This is a genomic window from Dietzia sp. 2505 (assembly GCF_040546785.1).
Lineage (GTDB): Bacteria > Actinomycetota > Actinomycetes > Mycobacteriales > Mycobacteriaceae > Dietzia.
On the sequence record NZ_JBEPON010000002.1, the window covers coordinates 143,807 to 159,417 of the forward strand.

At 71.2% G+C, this 15,611-nt stretch carries 15 protein-coding genes; 5 read left to right on the forward strand and 10 right to left on the reverse strand.

Annotated features, from left to right (window positions below; translation table 11 throughout):
* Positions 1-41: 41 nt before the first annotated feature.
* The 3 genes from ABIE38_RS04370 to ABIE38_RS04380 all read left to right on the forward strand — a co-directional run bounded on the left by ABIE38_RS04370 (position 42) and on the right by ABIE38_RS04380 (position 2,055).
* Positions 42-239, forward strand: a complete 198-nt coding sequence (locus tag ABIE38_RS04370) for a hypothetical protein (protein WP_182640207.1) — start codon at positions 42-44, stop codon at positions 237-239.
* 174 nt (positions 240-413) lie between these two features.
* The gene (locus ABIE38_RS04375; protein ID WP_354054198.1) at positions 414-761 is read left to right on the forward strand and encodes a YciI family protein; all 348 of its coding nucleotides are present in this window, start codon (positions 414-416) and stop codon (positions 759-761) included.
* A gap of 40 nt (positions 762-801) precedes the next feature.
* Positions 802-2,055, forward strand: a complete 1,254-nt coding sequence (locus ABIE38_RS04380; RefSeq protein WP_354054199.1) for an RNA polymerase sigma factor — start codon at positions 802-804, stop codon at positions 2,053-2,055.
* 24 nt (positions 2,056-2,079) lie between these two features.
* Here the strand turns inward: ABIE38_RS04380 and meaB are convergent, their stop codons facing one another.
* The 3 genes from meaB to ABIE38_RS04395 all read right to left on the reverse strand — a co-directional run bounded on the left by meaB (position 2,080) and on the right by ABIE38_RS04395 (position 7,344).
* Positions 2,080-3,045 (reverse strand): methylmalonyl Co-A mutase-associated GTPase MeaB, encoded by a 966-nt coding sequence (meaB, locus tag ABIE38_RS04385; RefSeq protein ID WP_502914712.1) that lies wholly within the window; start codon positions 3,043-3,045, stop codon positions 2,080-2,082.
* Between the two features lie 134 nt (positions 3,046-3,179).
* Positions 3,180-5,495: a methylmalonyl-CoA mutase gene (gene scpA, locus ABIE38_RS04390; protein ID WP_354054200.1), complete on the reverse strand. Its 2,316-nt coding sequence runs from the start codon at positions 5,493-5,495 to the stop codon at positions 3,180-3,182.
* Position 5,496: 1 nt separating this feature from the next.
* A complete protein-coding gene (locus ABIE38_RS04395; RefSeq protein ID WP_354054201.1) occupies positions 5,497-7,344 on the reverse strand; it encodes a methylmalonyl-CoA mutase family protein in 1,848 nt (615 codons plus the stop codon).
* 134 nt (positions 7,345-7,478) lie between these two features.
* Between ABIE38_RS04395 and ABIE38_RS04400 the strand changes: the two genes are divergently transcribed.
* Positions 7,479-8,135, forward strand: a complete 657-nt coding sequence (locus ABIE38_RS04400) for a TVP38/TMEM64 family protein (RefSeq protein ID WP_354054202.1) — start codon at positions 7,479-7,481, stop codon at positions 8,133-8,135.
* 18 nt (positions 8,136-8,153) lie between these two features.
* Here the strand turns inward: ABIE38_RS04400 and ABIE38_RS04405 are convergent, their stop codons facing one another.
* Entirely contained in the window at positions 8,154-8,966 is an 813-nt protein-coding gene (locus tag ABIE38_RS04405) for a DUF3097 domain-containing protein (RefSeq protein WP_502914730.1), read from the reverse strand.
* 77 nt (positions 8,967-9,043) lie between these two features.
* Here ABIE38_RS04405 and ABIE38_RS04410 point away from each other — a divergent pair, with 77 nt between their 5' ends.
* Entirely contained in the window at positions 9,044-9,856 is an 813-nt protein-coding gene (locus tag ABIE38_RS04410; RefSeq protein WP_354054204.1) for an Rv1486c family protein, read from the forward strand.
* 33 nt (positions 9,857-9,889) lie between these two features.
* On the opposite strand, the gene ABIE38_RS04415 is transcribed toward ABIE38_RS04410, so the two are convergent.
* The 6 genes from ABIE38_RS04415 to ABIE38_RS04440 are packed head-to-tail and all read right to left on the reverse strand — an operon-like array spanning position 9,890 to position 15,567.
* Positions 9,890-10,936 carry a ferrochelatase gene (locus tag ABIE38_RS04415; protein ID WP_354054205.1) on the reverse strand — a complete coding sequence of 349 codons (1,047 nt, stop codon included), beginning with the start codon at positions 10,934-10,936 and terminating at the stop codon, positions 9,890-9,892.
* On the reverse strand, positions 10,936-11,760 hold the full coding sequence (inhA, locus tag ABIE38_RS04420) for an NADH-dependent enoyl-ACP reductase InhA (RefSeq protein ID WP_354054206.1): 825 nt from the start codon (positions 11,758-11,760) through the stop codon (positions 10,936-10,938). Before inhA ends, ABIE38_RS04415 begins: the two co-directional genes overlap by 1 nt.
* Before the next feature lie 2 nt (positions 11,761-11,762).
* A complete protein-coding gene (gene fabG1, locus ABIE38_RS04425) occupies positions 11,763-12,494 on the reverse strand; it encodes a 3-oxoacyl-ACP reductase FabG1 (protein WP_354054207.1) in 732 nt (243 codons plus the stop codon).
* Between the two features lie 54 nt (positions 12,495-12,548).
* Positions 12,549-13,529 (reverse strand): VWA domain-containing protein, encoded by a 981-nt coding sequence (locus ABIE38_RS04430; protein ID WP_354054208.1) that lies wholly within the window; start codon positions 13,527-13,529, stop codon positions 12,549-12,551.
* The gene (locus ABIE38_RS04435; RefSeq protein ID WP_354054209.1) at positions 13,526-14,506 is read right to left on the reverse strand and encodes a DUF58 domain-containing protein; all 981 of its coding nucleotides are present in this window, start codon (positions 14,504-14,506) and stop codon (positions 13,526-13,528) included. Before ABIE38_RS04435 ends, ABIE38_RS04430 begins: the two co-directional genes overlap by 4 nt.
* The gene (locus ABIE38_RS04440) at positions 14,503-15,567 is read right to left on the reverse strand and encodes an AAA family ATPase (protein WP_354054210.1); all 1,065 of its coding nucleotides are present in this window, start codon (positions 15,565-15,567) and stop codon (positions 14,503-14,505) included. Before ABIE38_RS04440 ends, ABIE38_RS04435 begins: the two co-directional genes overlap by 4 nt.
* Between the last annotated feature and the right edge of the window lie 44 nt (positions 15,568-15,611).

Genomic DNA, 15,611 nt, shown 5'->3' on the forward strand with positions numbered 1-15,611 from the left:
GACCGCGGACACGCGCGCGGTCTCGACGAAGGAGATGAGCCATGGGTTACATCGGCGGCGGAGTGGTCCTTGTGGTGATCGGCGCGATACTCATGTACGCGGTCGAGGTGAACATTCCGGGTATCGACTCGAACACCCTCGCGGTGATCCTCATGGTGGCCGGTGTGGTGCTCTTCGTGATCGGTCTCCTGTTCGCGATGCGCTCCCGGAGCCGCCGGGTGCCTGACGATCGGTACTGAGCCCGGGCGTCGGCGGGCTGGGCGCCGACCGCTACCGCCCCCTCTGTCGTCTTCCGAGGCCCGTTCCGGAGAATAATCCTGCGGACCTGTCGATCTTTCGGCGCCCGTTCGTCATGGAGGTGTCGGCGCACTTCACCGCGACCGGCATCCACCACTCACGATCAGGAGATCGACATGAAGTACGTACTGCTGCTGATGGCCAACCTCGAGGACGTGCGCTGCGGAGAGGATGAAGGCCCCGGCGTCGAGGAGTTCATGGCCTTCGACGCCGAGCTGGAGAAGGCCGGCGTCCTCGCCGGTGGTTTCGGTCTGGAGGACCCCGAGACCGGCGTTACGGTCAGGATCCCCGCGGGCGGGACGGATGCCGTCGTCACGTCCGGTCCGTACGCGGAGAGCAGGGAGTTCGTCGGCGGCACGATCGTCATCGACGTGGCGGACATCGACGAGGCGCTGGCCTGGGCCGCCAAGTGCCCCGGCGCCAGGGGCGGACGGGTCGAGGTCCGCGCGATGCTGGAGTTCTGATGCCGGACCGACGGGCCCGGGGCGCCGCGGGGGTGACCCCGTGACCGCCCCGGGCCCGGCGGCGTCGGACGTGCTCGCCGCACTGCGGCGCGAGGAGCATTCGCGCCTCCTCGCCACGCTGGCGTCACGTTTCGGGGATCTGGATCTCGCCGAGGACGCGGCACAGGACGCGCTCGAAGCGGCGATCGAGACCTGGCCTCGTACCGGGGTGCCGGACTCCCCGCTCGCATGGCTCACGACCACCGCCACCCGCAAGGCGATCGACCGGCTCCGACGCGAGAAGGCGCTCACCGAGCGTCTCGCCCGTCTCCGGGTCGAGGAGGACCGACGAACGTTCGCGCCGCCGGTCCGTGCGGTCGTGCACCCGGACGAGATCCCCGACGACAGGCTTGAGCTGTTCTTCGCGTGCTGCCATCCCACGCTCAAGACCGACGAGCAGGTGGCGCTCATGCTGCGATACCTCGGCGGGCTGACGACGATAGAGATCGCCCACGCCTTCCTCCTCCCGGTGACGACGGTGCAGCAACGCCTCGTCCGGGCGAAGAAGCGCCTCCGGGTCACCCGGATCCCGATCCGCACCCCAGGCCCGGACGATCTGCCGGCGCGACTGCCCGCGGTGCTCGCGGTGATCTACCTGATCTTCACCGAGGGATACGCCGCGACCACCGGTGACGGCCACCTGCGCGGGGACCTCACGACGGAGGCGATCCGCCTCGCCCGGATCGTGTACAGGCTCGTACCGGGGCAGCCGGAGGCGACGGGTCTGCTCGCCCTCCTCCTGCTCACCGAGGCACGCGCGCCGGCCAGGGTCGACGACGAGGGCCTACCCGTCCCTCTGCGCGAACAGGACCGGGACCGGTGGGACCGTCTCCTGTCGGACGAGGGGTTGGGCCTGGCCGTGGAGGCCGCGGCCGGCGGGCCGGGGCCCTACTCGGTCCAGGCGTCGATCGCCGCGGTCCACGCGGAGTCGCGCGACGTCGAGTCGACCGATTGGGCACAGATCGTGGTGCTGTACGACCTCCTCCTGGCTCTCGCACCCGGGCCCGTCGTCCGAATGGCGAGAGCAGTGGCCGTGGGACGCCGCGACGGACCGCAGACCGGCCTGCAGCAGCTCGACGCCCTCGCCGGAGAGGCGGAGCTGGAGCGGCATCACCCGTTCCACGCGGCGCGGGCGACGACGCTCGAGGAACTCGGCCGCGGGGACGAGGCCCGCCGGGCCTGGGCGCGTGCCCACCAGCTCACGGAGAACGCCTCCGAGCGCGAGTACCTGGTTCGCCGGTGGTGGAACGCCTGACGCGCTCCCCGACGAGCTGGCGCGTCAGCGGTCGAAGGCGTCGATGATCGCCTGGGCAGCGAGGGCCGCCGTCAACGTCCCCTCGCTGACCCGTCGCTCGACATCGGCCGTCACCCGACGCACCTCGGGGTCGGCCGCGAGTCTCGCCATGAGGGTGTCGTGCACCATCGACCTGGTCCACTCGACCTGCTGACGGGCCCGACGGGCCTCGACCTCGCCGATCTCCCCCATCGTGTCCTGGTGCGATCGGACGGCATCCCAGAAGTCGTCCAGACCGTCACCCTCGAGCCCCGACATCGTCAGGACGGGCACCTTCCACACCGAGTCCGCCGGTCGCACGAGCCGCAGCGCCGCGCCGAGTTCCCGCGCGGCGCGCCTGGCGTCCTTGACGTGGGGGCCGTCGGCCTTGTTGACGGCGACCACGTCCGCCAACTCCAGGACACCCTTTTTGATGCCCTGGAGCTGGTCTCCGGTGCGGGCCAGGGTGAGGAGCGTGAAGCAGTCGACCATTCCGGCGACGGTGACCTCGGACTGTCCCACCCCCACCGTCTCGACGAGTATCACGTCGAATCCCGCTGCCTCGAGCAGCACCATCGTCTCGCGGGTGGCCTTGGCCACCCCTCCGAGCGTGCCGGAGGTCGGCGACGGTCGGATATAGGCGCGGGGTTCCGTCGAGAGCGTGGCCATCCGGGTCTTGTCGCCGAGGATCGAACCGCCGGTGCGGGTGGAGGACGGGTCGACGGCGAGGACCGCCACCTTGTGGCCCTTCTCCACCAGGTACAGACCGAAGGACTCGATGAACGTGGACTTGCCCACGCCCGGTACCCCGGTGATGCCGATGCGCAGCGCGCCGCCGGCGTGCGGGAGCGCGCCGAGCAGCAGCTCCTGCGCCTTCTCGCGGTGTGCGGGGTTCGTGGACTCGAGCAACGTGATGGCGCGGGCGAGGACGGGACGATCATCCTCGAGCACCCCCTCGAGGAGGGCCGCCACGTCGATCTCCCGGCGCGGCCGCGGGCCCGTCGCAGACGGGACCGGACCGCGGACCGCACCCGTACCGAGAGTGGTCGACAGGCTGCCCGAGACGTTGCCCGAGCCCGCGGGATCGGGACCGGAGCCGAGGCGGTTCAGGACTCGGCCCCCGCCTCTGCCCCCTCGTCGGCGCGCGCCGGTGCCGAGCCCGCGGCGGCCGAGCCCGGGGACTCCGGGCCGGCGGAGGGCAGCTCGTGACCGAGTTCCCGGGCCAGTGCCCCGAGCAGTTCGATCGCCGCGTCCGAGATCACGGTGCCGGGGGGATAGATGGCGGTCGCCCCGGCGTCGTAGAGCTCCTGGAAGTCACCGGGCGGGATGACGCCACCGACGGTGACCATGATGTCCTCCCGGCCCACGGCGGCGAGCGCCTCGCGCAGGGCCGGCACCAGGGTGAGGTGACCGGCGGCCAGGGAGGACACGCCCACCACGTGGACGTCGGCGTCAGCGGCCTGCTGGGCGACCTCTTCCGGGGTCTGGAACAACGGGCCCATGTCCACGTCGAAGCCGAGGTCGGCGAATGCGGTCCCCACGACCTTCTGCCCGCGGTCATGACCGTCCTGGCCCATCTTGGCCAGCAGGATGCGCGGCCTGCGACCCTCCTGCTCGGAGAACTCCTCGGCCATCTTCATCGCCTTGGTGACGTTGTCCACCGCGCCCTCCTTCGAGACCTCCTGCCGGTACACGCCGGACAGGGTCTTGATCTCCGCCTTGTGTCGACCGTAGACCTTCTCGAGCGCGTCCGAGATCTCGCCGATGGTGGCGTGGGCGCGGGCGGCGTCGATGGCCAACGCCATGAGGTTGTTCTCCATACCGCTCCCGGCCCCGCCGCCGGCGGCCTCGGTGAGCCTGTCCAGGGCCGCCTGACACGCTGCCTCGTCGCGCTCAGCCCGGAGCCTGTCCAGCTTGGCCAGCTGCTCCGTGCGCACGCGCGAGTTCTCGACCTTGAGGACCTCGATCTCCTGGTCCTCGGTGACGACGTACTTGTTGACCCCGATCACCGGTTGGCGACCGGAGTCGATCCGCGCCTGCGTGCGGGCTGCGGCCTCCTCGATGCGGAGCTTGGGGATCCCCTCTCCGATCGCCTGCGCCATGCCCCCCGCCTCCTCGATCTCGATGAGGTGCAGTCGGGCCTTGTCGGCGAGCTGAGCGGTGAGCCACTCGATGTAGTACGACCCCGCCCAGGGGTCGATCGGGCGGGTCGTCGCCGACTCCTGCTGGAGCAGGAGCTGGGTGTTCCGCGCGATGCGGGCGGAGAAGTCGGTGGGCAGGGCCAGCGCCTCGTCCAGGGCGTTGGTGTGCAACGACTGCGTGTGCCCCTGCGTCGAGGCCATGGCCTCGATACACGTGCGGGCGACGTTGTTGAACACGTCCTGGGCGGTGAGAGACCAGCCGGAGGTCTGGGAATGGGTGCGCAGAGACTTGGACTTCTCGTTCTGCGGTCCGAACTTCTCCACCAGTTCACTCCAGAGCAGGCGGCCCGCCCGCAGCTTGGCGATCTCCATGGAGAAATTCATCCCGATCGCCCAGAAGAAGGACAACCGAGGGGCGAACTTGTCGATCTCCAGCCCGGCGTCCAGCCCGGCGCGCAGGTACTCGACGCCGTCCGCGAGCGTGTACGCCAACTCCAGATCCGCCGTCGCACCGGCTTCCTGGATGTGGTATCCGGAGATCGAGATCGAGTTGAACCGGGGCATCTTGCGGGAGGTGTAGGCGAAGATGTCCGAGATGATCCGCATCGAGGGCGTGGGCGGATAGATGTAGGTGTTGCGGACCATGAACTCCTTGAGGATGTCGTTCTGGATGGTCCCCGCGAGCTGTTCCGGAGCCACCCCCTGCTCCTCGGCCGCCACCACGTACAACGCGAGGATCGGCAGGACGGCACCGTTCATGGTCATCGACACGGAGACAGCGGACAGGTCGATGCCGTCGAACAGCTCACGCATGTCCAGGATCGAGTCGATCGCCACCCCCGCCATGCCGACGTCCCCGGCGACCCGGGGGTGGTCGGAGTCGTACCCGCGGTGGGTCGCCAGGTCGAACGCGACCGACAGGCCCTTCTGGCCCGCCGCGAGGTTGCGCCGGTAGAAGGCGTTGGACTCGGCCGCGGTGGAGAAGCCGGCGTACTGCCGGATGGTCCACGGCTGGTTGACGTACATGGACGGGTACGGACCGCGCAGGAACGGCGCGGCTCCCGGGACGGTGTCCAGCGGGAAGGGCGTGACCTTCTCGCCGTCGTCGGTCGGGGCGCTGCCCGCCTCGACCGCGTCACGGTCCGCCTTGGTGAACACCCGCTTGACGTCGATGCCCTCCGGGGTCTCCCACGTGGGGCCCGCGTCGACGGAACCCGGCCGGCGGGCGCCGTCGGTGGACTCGCGGAGCGGGGAGATGCTGAAATCGGGGAAGGTGGTCATCTCACTTCACTCCCAGCTGGTCGAGGAGGGTGGTAAGGGCGGCGACGGCGTCGATCCCGGTGGCGAGGTACCCGTCCGGTCGCTCGTCGGCGTCGGCGGGGAACCCCTTCTCCGCGCCGGCGAGGTACACCGTCGTCACACCCGCGTCACGCAGTGCACGGACGGCGTCGGGGCCCTCGGTGGCGTAGCGCTTGTCGGCGCCGCAGAGGACGGCGATCTCCTCGCCCTCGCGGACCCCGGCGTACTGTTCGGCCGCGGTGGCCAGGGGGTTGCGGGCCTCGATCCCGCCCGCCGCGAGCAGGTTGGCGACGAAGGTGACCCGACCCGTGGTCTCCGCCATGGGGCCGAGCCCGGCGAGCAGGACCGTCGGCCGGGTGCCGGTGGCCTCCAGGTGCGCGTCCGAACGGTCGCGCAGGGCCTCGAAGTCGCGCCCGTACCGGTAGTCCTCCCCGCCGCGCCGAGACGGGTCGAGCGGTGGCTCGGCGAGGTTCGGGAACTCGGAGACCCCGGTGATCGGCGCGGTGCGATGAGCGATGTCGGCGTCGCGGGCCTCGCGGACCCGGGCGATCGCGGCGGCGACGCTCCCCGAGGCGATGGCGGCGGCGAGTCCCCCCTCGGCCTCGACGGTCTGGAACGCGGACCAGGCGGCCTCGGCGAGCGAGTCGGTGAGCGACTCGACGTACCAGGATCCACCGGCTGGATCGACCACATGGCCCAGGTGCGACTCCTCGAGCAGAAGCAGCTGGGTGTTGCGGGCGATGCGCTCGGCGAAGGCCGGTGAGGCGCTCTCCAGCCCCCCGGGCAGGGAGGCGTCGAACGGCAGGACGGTGACGGAGGTGGCACCGCCGACCCCGGCCCCGAACGACGCGAGGGTGGTGCGCAGCATGTTCACCCACGGGTCGCGTCGCGCCATCATGGCCGAGGAGGTGACGGCGTGCTGCGGCGCATCCCCTGCGTCGGGTACGCCCAGGAGCTCGGCGACGCGGGCCCACATCAGGCGTCCGGCGCGGAACTTGGCGATCGAGACGAACTGGTCGTCCGTGGCGGACAGTCGGAACGAGATCTGGCGCAGGGCGACCTCGACGTCGAGCCCCGCCGACACCAGTGCCCGCACGTACTCCAGTCCCGCGGCCACCGCGTAGGCGAGCTCCTGCGCGTCCCCGGCGCCATCGGCGTGGAAGACGGTGCCGTCGGCCACGAAGGTCCGGACGGTCTCCTCGCGCTCGGTCACTCGGGTGGCGAGGCCGACCGCGGTGTCGAGGTCGACCGATTCCGACGACGGGCCCGAGGCGTACGCGGCGGTGACCGGTGTCGCGCCGAGGTCGGCGATCACCGCGGACCGGTCGGTCACCCCGTCACCTGCGGCCCTGCGCTGGTCGAGCAGCTCGAGGAACGCCTCGGTGACGTCGACGAGGTCGGATCCGGCGTCGAGGGTCACCGGCGCGAGGTCCAGGTAGACGTCCTTGAGGACGGCGGCCACGTCGGCGGCCGACACCCGCAACCACAGCGCGGACGCGCCCTGGCCGAGCAGGTCCAGGACCGAGGTGTTGACCTCGCTCGGGTCACCCGTGGCCTCGACCCTGGCACTGACGTGCCAGCCGTTCTCCGGGAGTCCCGACCGGTCCCCTCCCCGCACGAACGGGAACGACCCCGGAGCCGGGCGCTCGGGCGTCTCGTCGGCGCGCGTGTAGAGGGGGTTCACCTCGATCCCGTCGCGGGTGGTGGCAACGAGGGCGCGCCACGCGTCCTCGGGCATCTCGGAGGGATCCTTGCGGGCGGCCTTCGCGAGGACGGCTCCCACAGAGGCGTACCAGGAGTGAAGGTCGGGACCTGTGGTCGGACTGGACACCGGTACCTCGTTCTCTTGTGGAGTGAAGGGGGTCACCACGGACTCTAATGCAGCCCCTCCCACTGTCGAGACGTGACCATGTGTGCGGGGTCACCAGGGGAGGGCTCGGCGAGCCGGGCGACTACAGTCGATCCGTGCGCGGACGGGTGATCTGGTGGGTGGCGGTCGTCCTGGCCCTGGTGGTGCTGGCCACCGTCGTCCCGACCCCGGGTCTGGAGCAGATGCGCGGGTGGGCGGATCAGCTGGGCCCGTGGTTCCCGGTCGCGTTCTTCTCGGCCTACGCGCTCGTCACCGTGGCACCGGTCCCCCGGTCGACGTTCACCTATTCGGCCGCTGTGCTCTTCGCGCCCGCGGTGGCGATCCCGTGGTCACTGGTGGCCTCCGGGATAGCGGCCACCCTCGCCTTCGTCGGCGTCCGCCGTCTGGGCCACCGCCGTACCGCCGCGCTGCGCGCGGATCCCCGCATCGCGGCGGTGGACGCGCGGCTCCGGCGTCGCGGATGGCTCTCCGTCGGGAGCCTGAGGCTGGTGCCGGCAGCGCCGTTCTCGGTGGTCAACTACGCGGCCGCCCTCACCTCGATCCCGTTCCGTCAGTTCCTTCCCGCGACCATCATCGGCAGCACCCCGGGGACCGTCGCGGCGATCCTGCTGGGGCACTCCCTCACCGAGGGCGACGGGACCGCCGCACTGTGGGCGACGGGCGCGTTCGCGGCGGTGGGGCTGGTCGGGATGATCCTGGACGCCCGCCTGCCCGTCCGTGGAGACGACGACGCGGTCGGCAGACCCGGGTGAGCTGCCCCCGGGTGGGGATCAGGCGGGCTCGGTGACGAAGTCCACCAGACGTTCGACCGCACCCAGCAGGGCCGGCTCCACGTCCCGGTACGTGCTCACCGCGCCCAGGACCCGTCGGAATCCGTCGGCCGGTTCGCCCCACCCGAGCCGGTCGCAGATGCCGGTCTTCCAGTCCTCCCCCCGCGGGACGACCGGCCATGTGTGGATCCCCACGGCCCGGGGCTTGACCGCCTGCCAGATGTCCACGTAGGGGTGGCCGGTCACCAGCACGTCGCCGCCGAGCCCGGCGACGATCCGGGACTCCTTGCTGCCCGTGACCAGGTGGTCGACCAGGACGCCCAGGCGCGCCTGCGGCGTCGGCCCGAACTCCGCCACCAGCGCGGGCAGGTCGTCGATCCCGTGGAGCGGCTCCACGACGATCCCCTCGACCCGCAGGTCGTGGCCCCAGATCTTCTCGACGATGGCTGCGTCGTGGATGCCCTCGACCCAGATACGGCCCGCGCGCGCGGTCCTGGCACGCAGTCCCTCCACCTTCCGGGACCCGGACGCCGTGACCTTCGGGCCGGCCGCCACGACCGGCCCGGGCCTCCGGAGCGTCACCGGTGAGCCGTCGATGAGGAAGGCCGAGGGGGTCATGGCGAAGAGGCGGACCAGGCCGCGCCGATCTTCGAGCTTGACGAAGTCGCCGTCGGGGGTGCGGTTGAACCCCACCACGGCACCGCAGTAGCCGGAGTCCGCGTGCTCCACCACCAGATCGCTCTCGGCGACGACGACGGGGGGCTCCGGTCGTCGACGTCGCGCCGTCCCGGACAGGATGTCGGATCCGTACATGTCTGCCATGGGCCGACACGGTAGCCGGATCCGCGCGTGGGGGGCGGGCGGCGCACCGACCGGTAGGATTGATCGTCATGTCCCGCCCCCTCACCCGGAGCGCCGCGCTGTCCCCCGCGTGGCCGCTGCCGCTGTTCCTCCTGCGCACCGCCTGGGGTGATCAGCCCTTTGACGAACTGACCGGGTATGTCTCGGGCCTGGCAGGGTCGCACCTCGTCGAGGTCATCGGCGAGCCCGTGCGGATGCTGGACGGGATCTCCCCCGCCTCGGGGCCCACCGCGCTGCTACCCGGGCTCGTCACCGGTCTCCGGCGCTCGGCTGGATCGCATCCCGCCCCGGAGTCGCTGGCCCTGCTCACCGCGGCGCCCGGGGACTCGTCGAGCCTCCCCGCGGTGCCCTCGCTCCGCTCCGACGTCTCGGAGTCGGGGTGGGGGGTCCTGGTCCGCGATCCGGCGAGCCGCGAGGCGGTCGTCCTCACCTGCGTCCACCCGCACCCGGACGTCCTGCGTTGGCGTGTGCGCGGCATCGCTGACTGTCCGGTGCCTCCTCAGCCCGACGGGCCCTCCGCGGCGTTGTTCGCCCTGGGGCAGGCCGTGATCGAGGCGGCGGAGTTGATCGAGCGGACCACGACACGGGTGGGTCAGGTCGGCGATCTGGATCTGGACTCCCACGCCACCCGGCTACCCGCCGGTCTGCCGTCCCGCGTGATCGAGCTGGTGGACAGGATCGACAGGGTGGAGGCGATCATCTCGGTCGCGCTGGCACAGCCGGACGTGGGCGTCGACCCGGCCGCCCGGGAACCGGTCCTGCGACGCCTCGTGGCAGTGAAGGACGCCGCTCGTCGCGCGGCGGTCGCCGCCGCGGGGGACGCGGCCTCCCGCGGCGCCTGAGGAGCGCCCCGGGGACCGTGGTCCCGGTGTCGTCTACCGGGAGCAGCACCCCACCGCGCATCGGGCACCATCTCGGTTGCAGCCCAGCGCGGGCACGTCGCCGAGTCTGTCGCCCCTCACTCCGGACTCGACCTCCTCGAGCAGCTGCAGGACCATCCGGGCGAACTCCGGGCTCGGACCGGGGGTCGCGGAGCGGGTGACCGTCACGCCGAGTTCGCGCACCTCGTCCACCAGCTCGGTGTCCAGGTCCCAGATCACCTCGACGTGATCGGAGATGAACCCGATCGGGACGATCACGACGTCGCGGACGCCGCTGTTCTCCGCCAGGTCGCGGACATGGTCCACCACGTCGGGCTCGAGCCACGGCACGCTCGGGGGTCCGGAACGGGATTGCCAGACCAGGTCATGATCGTCGACCCCCGCCGCCCGGGCGACCAACCTCGACGCCTCGGCGACCTGACGGCTGTAGAGACGACCTCCGAGTGTGGGCGGACCCGCGACGGCGTCCGCCGCCTCGGGAACCGAGTGCGCGGTGAAGATGACGCGGGCTCCCGGCGCCGCTGCTGCCCGGGCGGTGCGGAGGTCGGACGCGAACCGCTCGATGAACAGGGGATGGTCGTAGAACTGTCGCAGGCGGACCATCGAGGGCGCACCGGGGACCTTCTCGCGCGCGCGGGCGATGTCCTCCTGGTATTGCGCACAGCCGGAGTAGCCGCCCCACGCGGAGGTGGCGAACACCGCCGCCTTGTGGACGCCGTCCGCGGCCATCTGCCGGACCGTCTCCTCGATCATCGGGGTCCAGTTGCGGTTCCCGAAGTACACCGGCAGGTCCCTGCCCCTGCGGGCCAACTCCCCCTCCACGTGGGTGATGATCTCGCGGTTGAGGTCGTTGATCGGGCTGCGGCCACCCAGCTGTCGATAGTGGGTGGCGACCTCCTCCAGTCGCTCCGCCGGGATCCCTCGTCCGCGGGTGACGTTCTCGAGGAAGGGGATCACGTCCTCCTGTCCCTCGGGCCCGCCGAAGGACAGGACGAGGAGGGCGTCCACGGGCCCTGTCACCTCGAGTTCACCATCGGTCATTAGGAGCTCTCCTGTCCGCTGAAGGAGACGGTGCCGGCTCCACCGTCTGCATAGATCACTGTTCCCGTGGTGGCGGACATGAGGTCCGAGAGCAGCGCCACCGCGGTGGTCGCCACCGCGGTGGGGTCGTTCACGTCCCACCCCAGGGGGGCGCGCTTGGCCCACTCGTCCTGCATCTGGTCCAGTTCTCCGCCAGGACCGAGCGCGTCGCCGGCGATGGCCTTGGCCGCGAGGGTCTTGACGGGGCCGGCGGCGATGAGATTGGACCGGACGCCCTCGGGACCGAGGTCCCGGGCCACGTAGCGGTTGACCGCCTCGAGGGCGTTCTTGGCCACGGACATCCAGTTGTAGAAGGGCATGGAGAACCGCGGGTCGAAGTCCAGTCCGATGATCGACGCGCCGGGGTTGAGCAACGGGCGCACCGCCCTGGCGAGTGACGCGTACGAATAGGCGGAGACCTCCACGGCGACCGAGACGTCCTTCCAGGGCGCGTCGAGGAACGGGTCACCGAGGCAACTGGGCGGCGCGAACCCGATCGAGTGCACCACCCCGTCGAGCGAATCGGCGTGTTCTCGCACCCTGCCCTCGAGCGCCGCGAGGTCCTCCTCGCTCTGCACGTCCAGTTCGATCACCGCGGGCCTGTCGGGCAGTCGCTTCGAGATCGCCCGGACCAGTGACGGCCGGCCGAACGCGGTGAGGATGACGGTCGCGCCGTGGAGCTGGCAGTGCTTGGCGATGTGAAAGGCGATCGAGGCGTCGGTGATCACCCCGGTGACGAGGATGGTCTTGCCCGAGAGGATCCCGGTGCGGGTGTCGTCGCTCATGGTCAGTGGCCCATTCCCATTCCACCGTCGACGGGCAGGACGGCACCCGAGATGTATCCGGCGTCATCCCCCGCGAGGAAGCTGACGGCACCCGCCACGTCGTCGGCGCTGCCCTTCCGGCCGAGCGGGATGGCCGCCACGGCGAGGGCCTGAGTCTTGTCGTCCAGCCCGGCGGTCATGTCGGTGTCGATGAACCCGGGGGCCACGACATTGGCCGTGATGTTGCGCGACCCGAGTTCCCGGGTCAGCGATCGGGCCATCCCGATGAGCCCCGCCTTCGACGAGGCGTAGTTGACCTGGCCCGCGGTGCCCGACTGGGCGACCACGGATCCGATGAAGATGAGGCGCCCGAACCTGGCGCGCAACATCCCCCTGGAGGCCCTCTTGGCCACCCGGAACGCGCCGGACAGGTTGGCCTCGACGACCCGAGTGAACTGCTCGTCCTTCATCCTCATCAGGAGGGTGTCGTCGGTGATACCGGCGTTGGACACCACCACCTCGACCGGGCCGAACTCGGCCTCGACCGCGGTGAACGCCGCCTCGACGGAGTCGGGGTCGGTGACGTCACACCGGACTCCGAACACTCCGTCGGGCGCCCCGGATCCCCGATGGGTCACCGCCACCCGGTGGCCGTCGGCGGCGAGTCGTTCGGCCACGGCGCGTCCGATACCGCGGTTTCCCCCGGTCACCAGGACCGTCCGGGGGGTGGGGGTGGGCGTTCTGTCGGGAGCCATGCGCACCAACCTATCGAACCGTCGCGGGTGACCCGGTGGGGGTGCGCGGACCCGTCACGGGATGCGGCGGTGCGCCACGAGAGATCCGGCTGCGGCGAGCATCGCCAACACCGAGCCGATGACGAGCCACGGCCGCGAGGCGTCGGCCTTCTTCCACTCGTACCCGATCTGTTCCTCGAGGGTGCGGTAGACGGTGTCGAGCTCTTCGAGGCTGGAGGCGGTGAAGAAGTCGCCGCCGGAGATCTCGGCGATGGTGCGCAACGACGCGTCGTCGACGGGGACCGGTTGGGGACGACCCTGGATGTCGACCGTTCCGTAGAGGGTGCCGAAGGAGATGGTCGAGACCGGGATCCCGGCCTCCGCGGCCCGTTCGGCTGCGGTGAAACCCCCGCGCTCCTCGGTGGGGTCGGCGGGGACGGTCTCCTTGCCGTCGGACAGGAGCACGATGCGCGCCGGCGGTGCCTGATCGGGTCCACCGAGGCTCTCGGTGAAGGTGGTCACGGCCTGGGTGGCGGTGTAGATCGCCTCACCGGTGGCGGTCCTCTCGTCCAGACGGAGTCGATCGATGGCGCGGATGACGGGCCCCCGGTCGGTGGTGGGCGCCACGAGCATCGAGGCGGTGCCGGCGTAGGACACCAACCCGAGGTTGACGCCCGGGGTGAGGTTGTTGGCGAACGTGGTGGCGGCCTGTTGGGCGGCCTCGATCCGAGAGGGTGAGACGTCGGTGGCCTCCATCGACAGCGAGACGTCGACGACGAGCATGACCGTCGCCCGGTTCCGTGGCACCTTCTGTTCCTTCTGGGGCCCGGCCAGCGCCACGACCAGGGCGAGCAGCGACAGGATGAGCAGCACCGCGGGGACATGGGTGAACCAGCGTCGACCGCCACGGTCGACCGTCCGCAGGACCCCGAAGTTGCCGAAGCGCACGGTCCTGCGCCTCTTGGATCGCAGCGCGATCACGTATCCGATCGCGAGGGCCAGTGGCACGACCACCAGGACCAGCCACAGCGGGTGCTGGAACTCCGACAGGCTCATCGGGGCGGTCCTCCCGGTGTCGGATGGTCGTCGGGCAGGTCCCTGACGAGGTTCTCCCCGGTGGGCAGGCCACCCTGGCGGCGTGCGCCGACGTAGTCGATCACGTCCCTGATCCAGTCCCGGTCGGTCCGCAGGGCGAGGACCGGGGCGCCGCAGCGTCGTAGGGCGGCGTGGACCTCCGCGCGATGGGCGTCCGCCGCCCGGCGGTAGTCGGCGGCGAGGGCGTCGTCGACGTCCAGCTCGAGCACCTCGCCGGTGGCCGGGTCCTGGAGCAGCGCGGCGCCCACCGCGGGAAGGGCGATGTCGAGGGGGTCGGCGGTGTGCACCGCGAGGAACTCGTGCCGGGCCCCCAGGACGCGGAGGGACCGTTCCCAGTCGACCTCGGCGAGGAAGTCCGAGATCACCACCACCAGTCCGTGCCGCCGGGCGGCGTTCCGGGCGGCGCGGAGTGCGTCGTCGAGGGTCTCACCGGGAGAGACCCGGGCCGTGGCGCGGGTGATCTCCTCGAGCAGTCGCCTGACATGGTCGCGCCCGCTCGTGGCCTGGAGTACCCGGGGCCGCCCGGCGCCGGTGAGGACCATGCCCACACGACTGCCACCCCCGGCGGACAGGAACCCGACGGTCGCAGCGGCCGCCTCCACGAGGCGACGTTTGGCGCCGTACCGCCCCTCGACGTCGAGGCTGGGCGTCATGTCCACCACGATCCAGGTCTCCAGTTCCCGGTCGGCGATGGTCTGACGGATGTGCGGCACCGTGGTCCGCGCCGTCACCGACCAGTCCATGGTCCGGACGTCGTCACCGGGTTCGTAGGCGCGGGCCTCCCCGGGTTCGGTTCCGGGCCCGGGCAGCAGACCCCGGTGGTCGCCGTTGAGTACCCCGTCCAGACGGCGGGTGACGAGTAGTTCCAGCTGCGTCAGGGCGGCGCGGGACGCCGCCGCGACCGGGTCGTCGCGGGTCCCCTCGACTGCCCGGGTCACCGCGAGGACGGCGGGCCGGGCTGTGCGGGAACCGCGCTGATCTGTGGGAGCGGGACGGCCTCGAGAACGCGGCGCACGACGGTGTCCGCGGTGATCTCGTCCGCCAGCGCGTCGTAGGTGAGGACGAGTCGGTGGCGGAGCACGGCGGGGAGCACGTCGACGACGTCCTGGGGTACCACGTAGTCGCGCCCCCGGACGAGGGCCAGCGCGCGGGCCGCGGTGACGGCGCCCAGGGTGGCCCGGGGGGACGCGCCGTACGCGAGCCACCTGGCCACGTCCTCGAGGCCGTGTCGCTCGGGCTCGCGGGTGGCGACGGTGACCCTGACCACGTAGTCGACCAGCGCGTGGTGGACGAAGACCTCGCGGACCGCGTCCTGCAGCCGGATCAACGCGTCGACCCCGAGAACGCGGGACGGCTCCGGCGGTCGTGTTCCCATGCGGTAGACGATCTCCCGCTCCTCCTCGGGGCTCGGGTAGTCCACGACGAGCTTGAACAGGAACCGGTCCCGCTGCGCCTCCGGGAGCTGGTACACGCCCTCGCTCTCGATGGGGTTCTGGGTGGCCATCACCAGGAAGGGTGTCGGCATCGGGAAGGTCTGGCCGCCGATCGAGACGTGCCCCTCCGCCATCACCTCGAGCAGCGCCGACTGGACCTTGGCGGGCGCGCGGTTGATCTCGTCGGCCAGCACGAAGTTGGCGAGGATGGGACCGAGCTCGACCTCGAACTCCTCGCGGCCCTGCCGGTAGATCCGGGTGCCGACGATGTCCGCCGGAACCAGGTCCGGGGTGAACTGGAGGCGGCGGAAGCTGCCCCCCACGACAGTGGCGAACGTCTCCACGGTGAGCGTCTTGGCGACACCCGGAACGCCCTCGAGGAGGATGTGACCGCGCGAGAGCAGACCCACCAGGATCATCTCGATTAGCCGGTCCTGGCCCACCACGACCTTCTTGACCTCGTACACCGCCTGCTCCAGCTGCCTGGCGTCCGAGGCCGCGGAGGACGCGGAGACCGCGGGGCCTGAGCCCGGGTCGGGCGAGTGGTCGGTGTGGGGATCGCTCACCGCGGAGGGCTCCTTCGCGAGGTGGGGGGTCGGTGGCCCTGGGG

What these genes read in the sequence shown, in the direction of transcription:
- ABIE38_RS04370 (WP_182640207.1), top strand. Translation starts at nt 42, where the DNA reads ATGGGTTACATCGGCGGCGGAGTGGTCCTTGTGGTGATCGGCGCGATA.
- ABIE38_RS04375 (WP_354054198.1), top strand. Translation starts at nt 414, where the DNA reads ATGAAGTACGTACTGCTGCTGATGGCCAACCTCGAGGACGTGCGCTGC.
- scpA (WP_354054200.1), bottom strand. Translation starts at nt 5,495, where the DNA reads ATGACCACCTTCCCCGATTTCAGCATCTCCCCGCTCCGCGAGTCCACC.
- ABIE38_RS04405 (WP_502914730.1), bottom strand. Translation starts at nt 8,966, where the DNA reads ATGTACGGATCCGACATCCTGTCCGGGACGGCGCGACGTCGACGACCG.
- ABIE38_RS04410 (WP_354054204.1), top strand. Translation starts at nt 9,044, where the DNA reads ATGTCCCGCCCCCTCACCCGGAGCGCCGCGCTGTCCCCCGCGTGGCCG.
- ABIE38_RS04415 (WP_354054205.1), bottom strand. Translation starts at nt 10,936, where the DNA reads ATGACCGATGGTGAACTCGAGGTGACAGGGCCCGTGGACGCCCTCCTC.
- inhA (WP_354054206.1), bottom strand. Translation starts at nt 11,760, where the DNA reads ATGAGCGACGACACCCGCACCGGGATCCTCTCGGGCAAGACCATCCTC.
- fabG1 (WP_354054207.1), bottom strand. Translation starts at nt 12,494, where the DNA reads ATGGCTCCCGACAGAACGCCCACCCCCACCCCCCGGACGGTCCTGGTG.
- ABIE38_RS04430 (WP_354054208.1), bottom strand. Translation starts at nt 13,529, where the DNA reads ATGAGCCTGTCGGAGTTCCAGCACCCGCTGTGGCTGGTCCTGGTGGTC.